This is a genomic window from Pseudomonas sp. MWU12-2020, assembly GCF_023100605.1.
Taxonomy (GTDB): domain Bacteria; phylum Pseudomonadota; class Gammaproteobacteria; order Pseudomonadales; family Pseudomonadaceae; genus Aquipseudomonas; species Aquipseudomonas fluorescens_H.
In genome coordinates this window covers 101263-116728 of sequence record NZ_JALMEX010000004.1, presented here as the reverse complement: position 1 = coordinate 116728, position 15466 = coordinate 101263, and the positions used below count along the sequence as shown (strand labels likewise).

The following is a 15466-nucleotide window of genomic DNA, read 5'->3' as shown; positions in this document are numbered from 1 at the left end:
AGCCCATCTTTTTTGCGGGCGAATTCACCCTGGGGAGGGGGTTTCGCCACGTATGTCACCCACGAAATGAAAGGCAGACCTATGCAGCGGCTGTATCGGAAACGCATCGTTCTGGGCGTCGGCGGCGGCATTGCGGCCTACAAGAGCGCCGATCTGGTTCGTCGCCTGATCGACCAGGGCGCCGAAGTGCGCGTGGTCATGACCCATGGCGGCGCCGAGTTCATCACCCCGCTGACCATGCAGGCCCTGTCCGGGCACCCGGTTCACCTCGACTTGCTCGACCCGGCCGCCGAAGCGGCGATGGGCCACATCGAGCTGGCGAAGTGGGCCGATCTGGTATTGATCGCCCCGGCCACCGCCGACCTGATCGCCCGTCTGGCCCAAGGCATCGCCAACGATTTGCTGACCACTTTGGTTCTTGCTACCGATGCCGTAGTGGCCGTCGCGCCAGCCATGAACCAGGCCATGTGGCGCGACCCGGCGACGCAGGCCAACCTGCAACTCCTTGAAAGCCGTGGCCTGAAGACCTTCGGCCCGGCTTCCGGCAGCCAGGCCTGCGGCGACGTCGGCATGGGCCGGATGATGGAAGCCACCGATCTGGCGCAGTGCGCGGCGGATTGTTTCCAGCGTCAGTCACTGACCGGCAAGCACGTGGTGATCACCGCCGGCCCGACTCAGGAAAACATCGACCCGGTGCGCTACATCACCAACCACAGCTCCGGGAAAATGGGCTTCGCTCTGGCCGAAGCCGCGGTGGAAGCCGGCGCCCGCGTGACCCTGATCAGCGGCCCGGTACACCTGCCGACGCCGGATCGCGTCACGCGTATCGACGTGGTCAGTGCCCGCGACATGCTCGCCGCGTGCGAGTCGGCCATCCCGTGTGATGTGTTCATCGCCTCGGCAGCGGTGGCGGACTACCGTCCGGAAGTCGTTGCCCCGCAAAAACTCAAGAAAGACCCTACAAGCGGCGACGGCTTCGTCCTGCAAATGGTGCGTAACCCGGACATCCTGGCCACCATCGCGACCCGTCCCGACCGTCCGTTCAGTGTCGGCTTCGCCGCCGAGACCGAACACCTGCTCGACTACGCTGCACGCAAGCTGAAAGACAAGAATCTCGATTTGATCGTCGCCAACGACGTCGCCAACCCGAGCATCGGATTCAACAGCGAAGAAAACGCCTGCAGCGTGATCGACCGTGAGCTTCATGCCAGTGTTTTCGCCCAGACCAGCAAGAGCAAGATCGCTCGCCAACTGGTCACTTTTATCGCCGAACGTCTGAACCAGGTTTAATTTACATGCACGCTTTGCAAGCCAAGATCCTCGACCCACGCATCGGTACCGAATTCCCGCTGCCGCAATACGCCACCCCGGGCTCCGCCGGCCTCGACCTGCGCGCCATGCTGGAACAGGACATCGTGATCAAGCCGGGTGAAACCGTGCTGATTCCTACCGGTCTGTCGGTCTACATCGGCGACCCGAACCTCGCCGCACTGATCCTGCCGCGCTCGGGCATGGGCCATAAGCACGGCATCGTGCTGGGCAACCTCGTCGGCCTGATCGACTCGGATTATCAAGGACCGCTGATGGTGTCCTGCTGGAACCGTGGCCAGTCCGACTTCACCATGACCGTCGGCGAGCGTCTGGCGCAGCTGGTACTGGTACCCGTGGTGCAGGCGCACTTCGAAATGGTTGAAGAGTTCGTTGAAACCGAACGCGGCGCGGGCGGTTTTGGCCATACCGGCACTAAATGATCCACGGGTAATTTCTGTGGCGAGGGAGCTTGCTCCCGCTGGGCTGCGCAGCAGACCCGAAATCTTGTGGGCGCTGCACACCCAAGCGGGAGCAAGCTCCCTCGCCATAAAATTTGTGCAGCAGGTTTTAGCACCGAAAATCAAGGTTTTGCCGGCCGCAGGCCACGCCAGACAAGGCGTCATGGCCCTTTCACACCACGAACTCTCTGTGGAAAACGCCGTCATACCCTTCAGTTTGAGCCTGCCGCCGAGTGAATCGTCGGTGTGTCCCGCCACTTTCGAGATGGAGCATTTGTGCAGATGAGCACCCCCGCCAAGATCGCCCCGAAGCTTCCCGACAGCATCTTCCGCGCCTATGACATTCGCGGCACCGTGCCGGAATTCCTCAATGCCGAAACCGCTTACTGGATCGGCCGCGCCATCGGCTCACAGAGCCTGGCCCAAGGTGAACCGAATGTTTCCGTCGGTCGCGACGGCCGCCTGTCCGGCCCGGAGCTGGTTGCGGAGCTGATCCGCGGCATCGCCGAGAGCGGCTGCCATGTCAGCGATGTCGGCCTGGTCCCGACCCCGGCGCTGTACTACGCGGCCAACGTGCTCGCGGGTAAATCCGGGGTGATGCTCACCGGCAGCCACAACCCGTCGAACTACAACGGCTTCAAGATCGTGATCGCCGGCGACACCCTCGCCAACGAGCAGATCCAGGTGCTGCACGAGCGCATCAAGACCAACGATCTGAGCAGCGGCCAGGGCAGCGTGACCCAGGTCGAAATCCTTGACCGCTACACCACCGAAATCGTCCGGGACGTCAAACTGGCCCGACGCATGAAAGTCGTGGTCGACTGCGGCAACGGCGCGGCCGGCGTGATCGCCCCGCAACTGATCGAAGCGCTGAATTGCGAAGTCATCCCGCTATTCTGCGAAGTCGACGGCAACTTCCCCAACCACCACCCGGATCCGGGCAAGCCTGAGAACCTCGTCGACCTGATCGCCAAGGTCAAGGAAACCAACGCCGACCTCGGTCTGGCCTTCGACGGTGACGGCGACCGCGTCGGCGTGGTGACCAATACCGGCAGCATCGTCTACCCGGATCGCCTGCTGATGCTGTTCGCCCGCGACGTGGTGGCGCGCAACCCGGACGCGGAAATCATCTTCGACGTCAAATGCACCCGCCGTCTGGTGCCGTTGATCAAGGAATACGGCGGTCGCCCGCTAATGTGGAAGACCGGTCACTCGTTGATCAAAAAGAAAATGAAACAATCCGGTGCTCTATTGGCCGGTGAGATGAGCGGCCACATCTTCTTCAAGGAGCGCTGGTTCGGTTTCGACGACGGCATCTACAGCGCCGCACGGCTGCTGGAGATCCTCAGCAAGGAAAAATCCACCGCGGAAGAACTGTTTGCGACCTTCCCGAACGATATTTCTACGCCGGAAATCAATATCCATGTGACCGAGGAGAGCAAATTCAGCATCATTGATGCACTGCACGACGCACAGTGGGGCCCAGGCGCTGACCTGACCACCATCGACGGCGTGCGGGTCGATTACGCCAAAGGCTGGGGCCTGGTGCGCGCCTCCAACACCACACCGGTGCTGGTGCTGCGCTTCGAGGCCGATGACGAGGCTGAATTGCAGCGCATCAAGGATGTGTTCCACGCCCAATTGAAACGCGTTGCACCTGATCTCCAACTACCGTTCTGATTCACCCGGAGCCCTGAATGACCCTCGAACGCGAAGCCGCCGCCCACACCGCCCAGGTTCTGTCCGAAGCGTTGCCTTACATCCGACGTTATGTCGGCAAGACCCTGGTGATCAAATACGGCGGCAACGCGATGGAAAGCGAGGAGCTGAAAACCGGCTTCGCCCGCGACATCGTCTTGATGAAAGCCGTGGGCATCAACCCGGTCGTGGTTCACGGCGGCGGCCCGCAGATCGGTGATCTGCTCAAGCGTCTGTCGATCGAAAGCCACTTCGTCGATGGCATGCGCGTCACCGACGCCGCGACCATGGACGTGGTGGAAATGGTCCTCGGCGGTCAGGTCAACAAAAGCATCGTCAACCTGATCAACCGTCACGGCGGCAGTGCCATCGGCCTGACCGGTAAAGACGCCGGGCTGATTCGTGCGAAGAAACTGACCGTCACCCGCCAGACCCCGGAGATGACCCAGCCGGAAATCATCGACATCGGTCAGGTCGGTGAAGTGGTCGGGATCAACACCGAGCTGCTGAACCTGCTGGTCAAGGGCAACTTCATCCCGGTGATCGCGCCGATCGGCGTCGGTGAGAACGGTGAGTCGTACAACATCAACGCCGACCTCGTGGCCGGTAAAGTCGCCGAGGCGCTGAAAGCCGAGAAGCTGATGCTGCTGACCAACATCGCCGGCCTGATGGACAAGTCGGGCACCGTGTTGACCGGCCTGAGCACCCAGCAGGTCGACGACCTGATCGCCGACGGCACCATCTACGGCGGCATGCTGCCGAAGATCCGTTGCGCGCTGGAAGCGGTTCAGGGTGGCGTTGGCAGCTCGCTGATCATCGACGGTCGCGTACCGAACGCGATCCTGCTGGAAATCTTCACCGACACTGGTGTGGGCACGCTGATCAGCAATCGCAAGCGTCCGTAAGGCGTCGCGCAAACAAAAAGACCCCGCTCAGCCTGGCTGAGCGGGGTCTTTTTTTGCCTGCGGCCTTCCATCTATTGTGGCGAGGGAGCAAGCTCCCTCGCCACACAAGCGCCTATGACATCAGACGCCGAACTGGGCGCGGTACGCTTCCACGGCGGGCAGATGCTGCTTGAGCTGTGTGTCGTCGGCGAGGAATTCCAGCACCTGGTTCAGCGAAACGATGCTGATCACCGGAATACCGAAGTCACGCTCGACTTCCTGGATCGCCGACAATTCGCCGTTGCCACGCTCCTGACGGTTCAGGGCGATCAGCACGCCGGCCGCCTTGGCGCCCTCCTGGGAAGCGATGATCTGCATCACTTCGCGGATCGCGGTGCCGGCGGTGATCACGTCGTCGATGATCAGCACTTCACCGGTCAGCGGCGCGCCGACCAGGCTGCCGCCTTCGCCGTGGGCCTTGGCTTCCTTGCGGTTGAAGCACCATGGCAGGTCACGGTTGTGGTGTTCGGCCAGTGCGACAGCGGTGGTGGCTGCCAGCGGGATGCCTTTGTAGGCCGGGCCAAACAATACGTCGAAAGGAATGCCGCTTTCGGCGATGGCTGCAGCGTAGAAACGCCCCAGCTGCGCCAGGGCCGAACCCGAGTTGAACAGGCCGGCATTGAAGAAGTAGGGACTGGTGCGCCCGGACTTCAGGGTGAACTCACCGAAGCGCAAAACGCCGCGATCGATGGCAAAACGAATGAAATCGCGCTGATACGCTTGCATGAAAAAAACCCCAAATACCACGGATTTAGCTAATTAGCTTGACGCCGTGTATCATACACGCACGCGATTTTTGGGGCCATTTATGCGGATCATCAGTGTGAACGTCAATGGTATTCAGGCTGCAGTCGAGCGTGGTTTGCTCAGTTGGCTGCAGGCACAGAATGCCGACGTCATCTGCCTGCAGGACACCCGTGCCTCCGCCTTTGAACTGGATGACCCAGCCTTCCAACTGGATGGCTACTTCCTTTATGCCTGCGATGCTGAAGTCCCTGCCCAAGGCGGCGTGGCTTTGTATTCGCGGTTGCAACCGAAGGCTGTCATCAGCGGTCTCGGTTTCGAGACGGCCGACCGCTACGGGCGCTACCTGCAAGCAGATTTCGACAAAGTCAGTATTGCCACCTTGCTGCTTCCTTCGGGGATGAACGGCGATGAGGACTTGAACCAGAAGTTCAAGCTCATGGACGACTTCGGCAAGTACCTGGACAAGCAGCGGCGTAAACGTCGCGAGTACATTTATTGTGGCTCGCTGTACGTTGCGCAGCAGAAGCTCGACATCAAGAACTGGCGCGACAGCCAGCAATCCCCGGGCTTCCTGGCGCCAGAACGCGCCTGGATGGACGAGATTGTCGGCAACATGGGCTATGTCGATGCCCTGCGCGAAGTCAGCCGCGAAGGCGACCAGTACAGCTGGTGGCCGGACAACGAGCAGGCCGAGATGCTGAATCTGGGCTGGCGCTTCGACTACCAGCTGCTGACCCCGGGCCTGCGCCGCTTCGTACGCAGCGCACGCCTGCCGCGTCAGCCACGGTTCTCGCAGCACGCGCCGCTGATCGTCGACTACGACTGGACGCTGACCATCTAAGCGTCGTTTCGCAGTTATAAAAATGCCCGTATCGCGAGATACGGGCATTTTTTATGCTGCGCCTGAAGCAGTCCAGACCTCAGACGGCGACAAAAAACGGTAAGGCCAGGTAAAGCTTGATGACGATCACGTTGATGATGTCGATGAAGAATGCACCGACCATCGGCACCACCAGAAACGCAATCTGCGAAGGCCCGAAACGCTGCGTCACCGCCTGCATGTTGGCAATGGCCGTTGGCGTTGCGCCCAGGCCAAAACCGCAATGCCCCGCCGCCAGGACCGCCGCGTCGTAGTTACTGCCCATCACTCTGAATGTCACGAAAATCGCAAACAGCGCCATGACCAACGTTTGCGCAGCCAGGATGATGAATATCGGCAGTGCCAAAGCTGCCAGATCCCAGAGCTTGAGAGACATCAAGGCAATTGCCAGAAACAGCGACAGGCTGACATTACCCAGCACCGACACTTCACGCTCGAATACCTGATACAGGCCCAGCGCCGACAGCCCATTACGTAGCACCACTCCCACGAACAAAACGCAGACAAACGTCGGCAACTCGAATGGGGTTCCGTGCAGAAAGCCATTCAGCAGATTGCCAGCCAATAAACTGACCGCAATCAATGCCAGTGTCTCGATAAAAGAAAAGGGCGTAATCGAACGCTCTTTGTTCGGCTGCTCAAAACCCTTTGGCATCCGTGGCGTTTGTTGAGGCTGGCAACCGGGCACCTCAACACGCTTGATGAGCAGGCGAGCCACCGGCCCACCAATCAAACCGCCCAGGACCAGACCGAAGGTTGCCGAGGCGATTGCAAGCTCGGAGGCCGAAGCGAGGCCGTACTTTTCACTGAATACCGTGCCCCACGCCGCCCCCGTACCGTGACCGCCCGCAAGCGTGATTGAACCCGTCAGGAGCCCCATCAACGGATCAAGACCCAGCGTTGTGGCAAGGCCGATGCCCAACGCGTTCTGAACCAGCAAAAGCCCGGTAACCGCTAGTAGAAATATGCCGACTACGCGACCACCCTTTTTCAGGCTGGCAAAGTCTGCGCTCAAACCGATTGTGGCAAAGAACGCCAACATCAACGGGGTCTGTAGTGAAGTATCGAATCTGATTTCTATATCAAAAGTTCGCAACATCAATAAAACCAGCGCAACCACCAGTCCACCGGCGACGGGTTCAGGGATATTGTAATTACGCAAAAAATCGACTCGTGCAATAAGTCCCCGCCCCAGTAAAAGCACTAGAGAGGCGGCCACGAGCGTTCCATAAAAATCGAGCTGGATCATTGGGATTATTCTTGGCTATATATTCATCAGGCGCACTTTTTACCCGCGCACGCCTATTGAATCGGCTGACTGTCTCAACACTGATTGACTTGGAATTCAAGGACCTTCGATGGCTTGAATATATCGAAATATTTCTGAAGTAACGTTACGCGGAGTAACCTTAACAATCGCCAAGTCCTATTGCCAAGGACTGAGATCGCGCTAAAGCATTGCAGTTGTGACTAAAAGTGTAAGAGTTAAATATGTAAAAAAATCGACTACCGCTTGTCGCAGATAGAACTTCTCCTACACGCAAGAGTAATTATTCGAGTTGCAAAAAACACAAATGCCCTGACAAGTCAGGGCATTTACATTAAAACTTTGCGAGTCACGCAAGCTTTGTACTGATCGTTATTTGATCAGTCGCCAGGTGAATGGATAACGGTAGGGAAAGCCTTCGTTCGCCTTCACCCCGGCAATGATCGTCAACACCAATGCCCCGATGGCCAGCAGCCCCAGCAAGAAGAAGCCGATGATCAGCACCATCAACAGCAGACAGATGGCGGCAGCAATCGCCACGGTGATCTGAAAGTTCAGTGCTTCCTTGCCCTGGGCATCGATGAACGGATCGGTTTCGCGCTTCATCTGCCACAGGATCAGCGGCCCGATCAGGTTGCCGAACGGAATCCAGATCCCCAGCAAGGCGGACAAGTGACAAAACATCGCCCATTGGCGAACCTCCTGGCTCGGCTTGGGCAGCAACTCTTGCTCATCACTCATCGCGTCCTCCTTGCGGGTTACGAACCTGCTCAGTCGGCCAGTGCGGCCTTTTGCAGTTCGAAGATTTCGTTCATGCCTTTCTTGGCCAGTTCCAGCATGGCGTTCAGCTCTTCCGGCTGGAACGGCGCGCCTTCGGCGGTGCCCTGGACTTCGATGAAGCCACCAGTGCTGGTCATCACCACGTTGAGGTCGGTCTCGGCGGCGGAATCTTCAAGATAGTCCAGATCCAGCACCGGCTCGCCCTGATACATACCGACCGACACGGCGCCGATCATTTGCTTGAGCGGGTCGCCGCCTTTCAGGCCGCCGCGCTTCTTGATCACTTTCAACGCATCGACCAGTGCCACCATCGCGCCGGTGATGGACGCGGTGCGGGTGCCGCCGTCAGCCTGGATCACGTCGCAGTCGACGTACAGGGTGACGTCGCCCAGCTTGGACATGTCCAGCGCAGCGCGCAGGGAACGACCGATCAGACGCTGGATTTCCAGAGTGCGGCCGCCCTGCTTGCCACGGCTCGCTTCACGCTGATTACGCTCGCCAGTGGCGCGCGGCAGCATGCCGTACTCGGCGGTCAACCAGCCCTGGCCTTGCCCTTTGAGGAAGCGCGGCACGCCGTTTTCGACGCTGACGGTGCAGATGACCTTGGTATCACCGAATTCGACCAGTACGGATCCCTCGGCGTGTTTGGTGTAGTTGCGGGTAATGCGGATCGAGCGAAGCTGATCGGCAGCGCGACCACTTGGACGTTTCATAGGGAATACCTGTACTGGGGACGGAAAACTGCCGAGCATTATAGAGCGCTGCACCGCGCCTGGGCACGGGTTAAAAATTCCGACCGTCGACCCAGAGGCCTGAAACGCGCATAACCGACGGCCTGCAGCCCTTTGTCACACCGTGTGTTTGGGCGCATCCGCCGCACTGCGCTACAATCCTGCGCCTTTGCTGCCAGTCGGCTTAAATTCATTGATATCGAGCCTGCGGAACATCCCTTCTGCGCCGATCTGCATTGCGAGGTCACCGCCATGGTGCACAGCATGACCGCCTTCGCCCGCGTCGAAAAAGCCGGCGTCCAGGGCACCCTGAGCTGGGAGCTGCGCTCGGTCAACAGCCGCTATCTCGAACCGCACCTGCGCCTGCCGGAGTCGTTCCGCGACCTTGAGGGCGCGGTACGTGAAGCCCTGCGTCAGGGCCTGTCGCGGGGCAAACTGGAATGCACCCTGCGCTTCACCGAAGAAAGCACCGGCAAACCGTTACAGGTCGACCGCGAGCGCGCCGCGCAACTGGTCGCCGCCGCCGAAACCGTTGCCGGCCTGATCAAGAACCCGGCGGCGCTGAACCCGCTGGAAGTGCTGGCCTGGCCAGGCGTGCTGGTGGCCGACGCGACCGATCCGCAAGCCCTGAACGCCGAGGCGCTGGCCCTGTTCAATCAAGGCCTGAAAGAACTCAAGGCCGGCCGCGAGCGCGAAGGCGCGGAGCTGGCACGCCTGATCAACGAGCGCCTGACTTCAATTGAAGAGGATGTCGTGACCTTGCGCGAACTGGTGCCGCACATGCTCGCGACCCAGCGCCAGAAAGTCCTCGACCGCTTCACCGACATGAAGGCCGAACTGGATCCGCAGCGTCTGGAACAGGAAATGGTCATCCTCGCGCAAAAGAGCGATGTGGCTGAAGAACTGGATCGCCTGAGCACGCACATCATCGAAGTTCGCCGGGTGCTCAAGTCCGGCGGTGCCGCCGGCCGGCGCCTGGACTTCCTGATGCAGGAGCTCAACCGTGAAGCCAACACACTGGGCTCCAAGGCCTTCGACCCGCGCAGCACCCAGGCCGCCGTCAACCTCAAGGTGTTGATCGAGCAGATGCGTGAACAAGTGCAGAATATTGAGTAAGGCAACAGACATGACCCACAGCACCGGCACCCTGTACATCATTTCCGCGCCATCGGGTGCGGGCAAGAGCAGCTTGGTCAAGGCTTTGACCGATGCGAATCCGGAGATCCGCGTCTCGATCTCCCACACCACCCGCGCCATGCGTCCGGGTGAAGTGGACGGCGTGAACTATCATTTCGTGACCCGCGAAGAGTTCGTGAAGATGGGCGAGCACGGCGACTTCCTCGAACGCGCCGAAGTCTTCGGCAACTTCTACGGCACCTCGCAAAGCCGCTTGCAGCAGACGCTCGACGAAGGTCACGACCTGATTCTGGAAATCGACTGGCAAGGCGCCGAACAAGTGCGCAAGCTGATGCCGCAGGCACGCTCGATTTTCATCCTGCCGCCGTCGCTTCAGGCCCTGCACCAGCGCCTGACCAACCGCGGTCAGGACAGCGACGAGATCATCGACGGCCGGATGCGCGAAGCGGTCAGCGAGATGAGCCACTATGTCGAGTACGACTACCTGATCATCAACGACGATTTCGCCCATGCACTGGACGATCTGAAGGCGATTTTCCGCGCCAACCAGCTGCAACAGAAACGCCAGCAGGTACGTTTTGGCAAATTGCTGGCCGAACTGCTGGGTTAATCAGCACTTCCCAAAACCGCTGCAAGGGCTTTACATTGGTGCTTGCAGCGCGTTGAAGGGTCTGGTCAAAAAATCAGCGCTTCCCTAATCGCTGGTGATTTTTTAAACTGCTCAGTCCGCTCGCCCAACCGGGCAGCGCGCATATTGCATTCGCTCCGAGGAATACCATGGCCCGCGTAACCGTTGAAGACTGCCTAGAACACGTGGAAAACCGCTTTGAGCTGGTCATGCTCTCTACCAAGCGTGCCCGTCAACTGGCCACCGGCGGCAAAGAGCCACTGGTCCAGTGGGAAAACGACAAGCCTACCGTTGTCGCCCTGCGTGAAATCGCTGAAGGCCTGATGAGCTACGAGTTCATCGCCGAGCAGGAAATTGTCCATGAAGACCCGGTCTTCGCTGCGTTCGAGGACGAGTCCAACGAGGCCGTCTAAGCCTATGCCTGGTCGACGTAGCACGGCGCGGGAACACAGCCTACGGCAGGAGTCATCATGCCGAGCATAGACGCCCTCGCCGATCGCTTATCGACCTACCTCGGCAACGACCAGGTCAACCTGGTCCGCCGAGCGTATTTCTACGCCGAACAAGCCCATGACGGTCAGCGCCGGCGCAGCGGCGAGGCGTACGTCACGCATCCTCTTGCGGTGGCGAATATTCTTGCCGACATGCACATGGACCATCAGAGCCTGATGGCCGCGATGCTGCATGACGTGATCGAAGACACCGGTATCGCCAAAGAGGCGCTGCAAGCGCAGTTCGGTGAAACCGTGGCCGAACTGGTCGACGGGGTCAGCAAACTGACCCAGATGAACTTCGAGACCAAGGCCGAAGCCCAGGCCGAAAACTTCCAGAAAATGGCCATGGCCATGGCGCGCGACATTCGCGTGATCCTGGTCAAACTCGCCGACCGCCTGCACAACATGCGCACGCTGGAAGTGCTATCCGGGGAAAAACGCCGCCGGATCGCCAAGGAAACCCTCGAAATCTACGCGCCCATCGCCAACCGGCTGGGCATGCACGCGATTCGTATCGAATTTGAAGACCTCGGCTTCAAGGCGATGCACCCGATGCGTTCCGCGCGGATCTACCAGGCGGTCAAGCGCGCCCGGGGCAACCGCAAGGAAATCGTCAACAAGATCGAAGAGTCCCTCGGCCACTGCCTCGCGATCGACGGCATTGAGGGCGAAGTCAGCGGGCGCCAGAAACACCTCTACGGCATCTACAAGAAAATGCGCGGCAAGCGTCGGGCCTTCAACGAGATCATGGACGTCTATGCGTTCCGGATCATCGTCGACAAGGTCGATACCTGCTACCGCGTGCTGGGTGCTGTGCATAATTTGTACAAACCGTTGCCGGGGCGCTTCAAGGATTACATCGCGATCCCCAAGGCCAACGGCTATCAGTCGCTGCACACCACACTGTTCGGCATGCACGGCGTACCGATCGAGATCCAGATCCGCACCCGCGAAATGGAAGAGATGGCCAATAACGGCATCGCCGCCCATTGGCTGTACAAATCCAGCGGTGACGAGCAACCGAAAGGCACTCACGCCCGTGCCCGTCAGTGGGTCAAAGGTGTGCTGGAAATGCAGCAACGTGCCGGCAACTCGCTGGAATTCATCGAGAGCGTGAAGATCGACCTGTTCCCGGACGAGGTCTACGTGTTCACGCCCAAAGGCCGGATCATGGAGCTGCCCAAAGGCTCCACGGCGGTCGACTTTGCCTATGCGGTGCACACCGACGTCGGCAACAGCTGCATCGCCTGCCGGATCAACCGCCGTCTCGCACCGCTGTCCGAACCGCTGCAAAGCGGCTCCACGGTCGAGATCGTCAGCGCGCCAGGCGCGCGGCCGAATCCGGCGTGGCTCAACTTCGTGGTCACCGGCAAGGCACGCACGCACATCCGCCACGCGCTGAAACTGCAACGCCGCTCCGAGTCCATCAGCCTCGGCGAACGCCTGCTGAACAAGGTGCTCAACGGTTTCGACAGCTCGCTGGAGAAGATCCCGGCCGAGCGCGTCACGGCCATGCTTACCGAGTACCGCCTCGAACTGATCGAAGATTTGCTCGAAGACATCGGCCTGGGCAATCGCATGGCCTATGTCGTGGCGCGCCGTCTGCTCGGCGAAGGTGAACAGTTGCCAAGTCCGGAAGGTCCGCTGGCGATTCGCGGCACCGAAGGTCTGGTGCTCAGTTACGCCAAGTGCTGCACGCCGATCCCGGGCGACCCGATTGTCGGCCATCTGTCGGCGGGCAAAGGCATGGTCGTGCACTTGGACAACTGCCGCAACATCAGCGAAATCCGGCACAACCCGGAAAAATGCATCCAGCTCTCGTGGGCCAAGGATGTCACCGGCGAATTCAACGTCGAGCTGCGCGTCGAACTGGAACACCAACGCGGCCTGATCGCCCTGCTGGCCAGCAGCGTCAACGCGGCCGACGGCAATATCGAGAAAATCAGCATGGACGAGCGCGATGGCCGCATCAGCGTCGTCCAGCTGGTGGTCAGCGTCCACGACCGTGTGCACCTGGCCCGCGTGATCAAGAAACTGCGCGCCCTGACCGGGGTCATCCGCATCACCCGCATGCGTGCCTAACTCACACCTAACAAGGAGTCATACATGACCAAGACTGTTATCACCAGCGACAAGGCCCCAGCCGCCATCGGTACCTACTCCCAGGCGATCAAGGCCGGCAACACTGTCTACATGTCGGGCCAGATTCCTCTGGACCCAAAAACCATGGAACTGGTTGAAGGCTTCGAAGCCCAGACCGTCCAGGTGTTCGAGAACCTCAAAGCCGTGGCTGAAGCTGCCGGCGGTTCGTTCAAGGACATCGTCAAGCTGAATATCTTCCTCACCGACCTGAGCCACTTCGCCAAGGTCAACGAGATCATGGGCAAGTACTTCGACCAGCCGTACCCGGCCCGCGCCGCCATCGGCGTTGCTGCCCTGCCGAAGGGTTCGCAAGTCGAAATGGATGCCATCCTGGTCATCGAGTAATGCACACGGCGCAGCCCTCACACGCTGCGCCGACTGCTCTGCGGTAAAGAAAAGGTTTTGAAAGGATTCCACCATGCGCAAAGCGCTTGCTCTCTCGCTGCTCGCCATTTTCCTCGGCGGCTGTGCCAGCGACCCCGCCGACCGTGACATCAGCGGCACCTGGATCAACCAGGTGGCGATCGATGCTGCTGCCAAGGGCGGCCCCCTGCGCGAAGCGCTTCAGGCCTATGGCCCGAACCTGGAGTGGGACGTCAACACCAAGGCCGGTCAGGCCCGCTACACCAACGGCTTCGAGAACGTCGAAGGACGGCTGCAGGGCGAACAGTCCGGCGCCTGGAAAGTCGACTTCTATGGCAGCTCCGGCAGTGAGCTGAAACGTGACGGCGGCCGGATGAAACAAGCCGCCACCGAGAACGAACCCGACCAGTTGTTCGACCGCGCACAAATCCCCGTGCCGGAAGGTGCGCCAATCGGCGCCAGCTTCGAACGCGCATTGTATTCGGCCTACTTGGGCGGCAGCTGGAAGATTGCCAGCGGCGACGGCGAAGGCGGCACCGTGCAGTTCCAGGCCGACGGCCAGGTGTCCGGTCTGCCCGGCGCCGACCGCTATGCCCTGTGCCTGGCAGGCGACTGTGCCTCGATGAACAGCGACCACGACAGCATGTGGCTGCAACTCAACGGCCAGGGCAACAACTGGATCTTTGCCCGCAAAGGCAAGGCGCTGGAGATTTTCCAGGCAGTGAACAGCGCGCTGGCGGATGAAATGCCGCAGTTCACCCCGGGTGAACGCAAGTGGTTGCTTGAGAAGCAGTAACCACACCTGAGAGCAACACATAACCCTGTGGGAGCGGGCTTGCTCGCGAAGGGGGTGTGTCAGTCGACATCAATGTTGCCTGACACACCCTCTTCGCGAGCAAGCCCGCTCCCACAGTGGTTTGTGGCGTTAGGAAGTCAGCATTTGCCTTCAAGAATCGCCGCATAGCCTTCGCGGTAGCTTGGATACTTCGGCGTCCAGCCCAGCGCCTTCGCCCGGGCATTGCTGCAGCGCTTGCTGCCGGTGCGACGTACGCTGGCGTCTTCCGCCCAATCGGTAACCCCCAGATACTCGCGCAGCCAGGCAACCACTTCGGCCAAGGGTGCCGGCGCGTCGTCCACACCGATATAGATATCCTGCAACGGCTTGCCCTGATGAGCCGCCTCCAGCAGAAACGCCATCAGACCTGCCGCGTCATCGGCATGAATGCGATTGCCGTACAGCGGCGGCTCGACCGCCACCCGATAACCGCGACGCACCTGGGTCAGCAGCCACTCACGACCCGGGCCGTAAATACCGGTCAGGCGCACGATGCTCGCCGGAATGCCGCTTTTCAGCGCCACTTGCTCGGCCTCAAGCATCAGTCGCCCGGAGTATCCGCTGGCGACAGTCTCTGAGTTCTCGTCGACCCACTCCCCTTCCTGCTGCCCGTACACACTGCTGCTGGAAACGAACAGCAGCCGCTCAGGGGTCTGCCCATAGTCGTCCAGCCAGCTCAGCACGTTCTGCAAACCCTGCACGTAAGCCGCACGATAACCGGCCTCATCGTGATCGGTTGCCGCTGCGCAATACACCAGGTAATCCACCGCCCCGACCGGCCAGGTCTCTGGGCAATCTTCCTTGAACAAGTCACCGGCCACGCCGATGACGCCGTCCGGCAAACGCGAAACATCACGGCGCAGACCATGCACCTCCCAGCCGGCGGCCAACAATTGCGTAGCCAGACGACTGCCGACGTCACCACAACCGGCAATCAAAACAGAAGGCGCAGACATCAAAAAACTCCCAAACGAAAGGAACAGACTAGCCCTCGCAAAGGACGAACGGCTAGCAATGAAGGAAAAAAAGAAACTCTATTACTTTTGTTAAC

Annotated in this window: 15 protein-coding genes and 2 pseudogenes; 12 read left to right on the top strand and 5 right to left on the bottom strand. The window is 60.1% G+C overall.

Annotated elements, in window-relative coordinates; translation table 11 throughout:
* The first annotated feature begins 81 nt into the window (after nt 1-81).
* The 4 genes and pseudogenes from coaBC to argB all read left to right on the top strand — a co-directional run bounded on the left by coaBC (nt 82) and on the right by argB (nt 4372).
* Nucleotides 82-1290, top strand: coding sequence for a bifunctional phosphopantothenoylcysteine decarboxylase/phosphopantothenate--cysteine ligase CoaBC (gene coaBC, locus M0814_RS10850; protein ID WP_103483718.1), 1209 nt, complete (start codon nt 82-84; stop codon nt 1288-1290).
* A 5-nt stretch (nt 1291-1295) separates the two neighbouring features.
* A complete protein-coding gene (gene dut, locus M0814_RS10845; protein ID WP_003229483.1) occupies nt 1296-1751 on the top strand; it encodes a dUTP diphosphatase in 456 nt (151 codons plus the stop codon).
* A 300-nt stretch (nt 1752-2051) separates the two neighbouring features.
* Nucleotides 2052-3449: pseudogene (locus tag M0814_RS10840) on the top strand (phosphomannomutase/phosphoglucomutase); the annotation flags it as partial.
* A gap of 17 nt (nt 3450-3466) precedes the next feature.
* Nucleotides 3467-4372, top strand: coding sequence for an acetylglutamate kinase (gene argB, locus M0814_RS10835; RefSeq protein WP_003229488.1), 906 nt, complete (start codon nt 3467-3469; stop codon nt 4370-4372).
* Between the two features lie 120 nt (nt 4373-4492).
* On the opposite strand, the gene pyrE is transcribed toward argB, so the two are convergent.
* Nucleotides 4493-5137: an orotate phosphoribosyltransferase gene (pyrE, locus tag M0814_RS10830; protein ID WP_103483721.1), complete on the bottom strand. Its 645-nt coding sequence runs from the start codon at nt 5135-5137 to the stop codon at nt 4493-4495.
* An 82-nt stretch (nt 5138-5219) separates the two neighbouring features.
* Here pyrE and M0814_RS10825 point away from each other — a divergent pair, with 82 nt between their 5' ends.
* Nucleotides 5220-5999, top strand: coding sequence for an exodeoxyribonuclease III (locus tag M0814_RS10825; RefSeq protein ID WP_003229491.1), 780 nt, complete (start codon nt 5220-5222; stop codon nt 5997-5999).
* 79 nt (nt 6000-6078) lie between these two features.
* On the opposite strand, the gene gltS is transcribed toward M0814_RS10825, so the two are convergent.
* The 3 genes from gltS to rph all read right to left on the bottom strand — a co-directional run bounded on the left by gltS (nt 6079) and on the right by rph (nt 8798).
* Nucleotides 6079-7287, bottom strand: coding sequence for a sodium/glutamate symporter (gene gltS / locus M0814_RS10820; protein ID WP_103483722.1), 1209 nt, complete (start codon nt 7285-7287; stop codon nt 6079-6081).
* A 390-nt stretch (nt 7288-7677) separates the two neighbouring features.
* On the bottom strand, nt 7678-8046 hold the full coding sequence (locus M0814_RS10815; RefSeq protein WP_003229492.1) for a DUF4870 domain-containing protein: 369 nt from the start codon (nt 8044-8046) through the stop codon (nt 7678-7680).
* 29 nt (nt 8047-8075) lie between these two features.
* Nucleotides 8076-8798, bottom strand: coding sequence for a ribonuclease PH (rph, locus tag M0814_RS10810; protein ID WP_003229494.1), 723 nt, complete (start codon nt 8796-8798; stop codon nt 8076-8078).
* A gap of 270 nt (nt 8799-9068) precedes the next feature.
* Between rph and M0814_RS10805 the strand changes: the two genes are divergently transcribed.
* The 7 genes and pseudogenes from M0814_RS10805 to M0814_RS10775 all read left to right on the top strand — a co-directional run.
* Nucleotides 9069-9932, top strand: coding sequence for a YicC/YloC family endoribonuclease (locus M0814_RS10805; protein WP_003229497.1), 864 nt, complete (start codon nt 9069-9071; stop codon nt 9930-9932).
* A gap of 10 nt (nt 9933-9942) precedes the next feature.
* The gene (gene gmk, locus M0814_RS10800; protein ID WP_003229498.1) at nt 9943-10563 is read left to right on the top strand and encodes a guanylate kinase; all 621 of its coding nucleotides are present in this window, start codon (nt 9943-9945) and stop codon (nt 10561-10563) included.
* A gap of 167 nt (nt 10564-10730) precedes the next feature.
* Nucleotides 10731-10994: a DNA-directed RNA polymerase subunit omega gene (gene rpoZ / locus M0814_RS10795; RefSeq protein WP_003229503.1), complete on the top strand. Its 264-nt coding sequence runs from the start codon at nt 10731-10733 to the stop codon at nt 10992-10994.
* Nucleotides 10995-11051: 57 nt separating this feature from the next.
* Entirely contained in the window at nt 11052-13157 is a 2106-nt protein-coding gene (spoT, locus tag M0814_RS10790) for a bifunctional GTP diphosphokinase/guanosine-3',5'-bis pyrophosphate 3'-pyrophosphohydrolase (protein ID WP_103483723.1), read from the top strand.
* Between the two features lie 24 nt (nt 13158-13181).
* Nucleotides 13182-13562: a RidA family protein gene (locus M0814_RS10785; protein WP_003229509.1), complete on the top strand. Its 381-nt coding sequence runs from the start codon at nt 13182-13184 to the stop codon at nt 13560-13562.
* A 73-nt stretch (nt 13563-13635) separates the two neighbouring features.
* A complete protein-coding gene (locus tag M0814_RS10780; protein WP_103483724.1) occupies nt 13636-14376 on the top strand; it encodes a hypothetical protein in 741 nt (246 codons plus the stop codon).
* Nucleotides 14377-14382: 6 nt separating this feature from the next.
* Nucleotides 14383-14493 (top strand): annotated as a pseudogene (locus M0814_RS10775) (metal ABC transporter ATP-binding protein); the annotation flags it as partial.
* Nucleotides 14494-14513: 20 nt separating this feature from the next.
* Here the strand turns inward: M0814_RS10775 and M0814_RS10770 are convergent.
* Nucleotides 14514-15371, bottom strand: a complete 858-nt coding sequence (locus tag M0814_RS10770) for an SDR family oxidoreductase (protein WP_103483725.1) — start codon at nt 15369-15371, stop codon at nt 14514-14516.
* Nucleotides 15372-15466: the final 95 nt, after the last annotated feature.

Excerpts from the sequence above, each read along its gene's own strand:
- coaBC (WP_103483718.1), top strand. The coding sequence starts at position 82 with ATGCAGCGGCTGTATCGGAAACGCATCGTTCTGGGCGTCGGCGGCGGC.
- dut (WP_003229483.1), top strand. The coding sequence starts at position 1,296 with ATGCACGCTTTGCAAGCCAAGATCCTCGACCCACGCATCGGTACCGAA.
- argB (WP_003229488.1), top strand. The coding sequence starts at position 3,467 with ATGACCCTCGAACGCGAAGCCGCCGCCCACACCGCCCAGGTTCTGTCC.
- pyrE (WP_103483721.1), bottom strand. The coding sequence starts at position 5,137 with ATGCAAGCGTATCAGCGCGATTTCATTCGTTTTGCCATCGATCGCGGC.
- M0814_RS10825 (WP_003229491.1), top strand. The coding sequence starts at position 5,220 with ATGCGGATCATCAGTGTGAACGTCAATGGTATTCAGGCTGCAGTCGAG.
- gltS (WP_103483722.1), bottom strand. The coding sequence starts at position 7,287 with ATGATCCAGCTCGATTTTTATGGAACGCTCGTGGCCGCCTCTCTAGTG.
- M0814_RS10815 (WP_003229492.1), bottom strand. The coding sequence starts at position 8,046 with ATGAGTGATGAGCAAGAGTTGCTGCCCAAGCCGAGCCAGGAGGTTCGC.
- rph (WP_003229494.1), bottom strand. The coding sequence starts at position 8,798 with ATGAAACGTCCAAGTGGTCGCGCTGCCGATCAGCTTCGCTCGATCCGC.
- M0814_RS10805 (WP_003229497.1), top strand. The coding sequence starts at position 9,069 with ATGGTGCACAGCATGACCGCCTTCGCCCGCGTCGAAAAAGCCGGCGTC.
- gmk (WP_003229498.1), top strand. The coding sequence starts at position 9,943 with ATGACCCACAGCACCGGCACCCTGTACATCATTTCCGCGCCATCGGGT.
- rpoZ (WP_003229503.1), top strand. The coding sequence starts at position 10,731 with ATGGCCCGCGTAACCGTTGAAGACTGCCTAGAACACGTGGAAAACCGC.
- spoT (WP_103483723.1), top strand. The coding sequence starts at position 11,052 with ATGCCGAGCATAGACGCCCTCGCCGATCGCTTATCGACCTACCTCGGC.
- M0814_RS10785 (WP_003229509.1), top strand. The coding sequence starts at position 13,182 with ATGACCAAGACTGTTATCACCAGCGACAAGGCCCCAGCCGCCATCGGT.
- M0814_RS10780 (WP_103483724.1), top strand. The coding sequence starts at position 13,636 with ATGCGCAAAGCGCTTGCTCTCTCGCTGCTCGCCATTTTCCTCGGCGGC.
- M0814_RS10770 (WP_103483725.1), bottom strand. The coding sequence starts at position 15,371 with ATGTCTGCGCCTTCTGTTTTGATTGCCGGTTGTGGTGACGTCGGCAGT.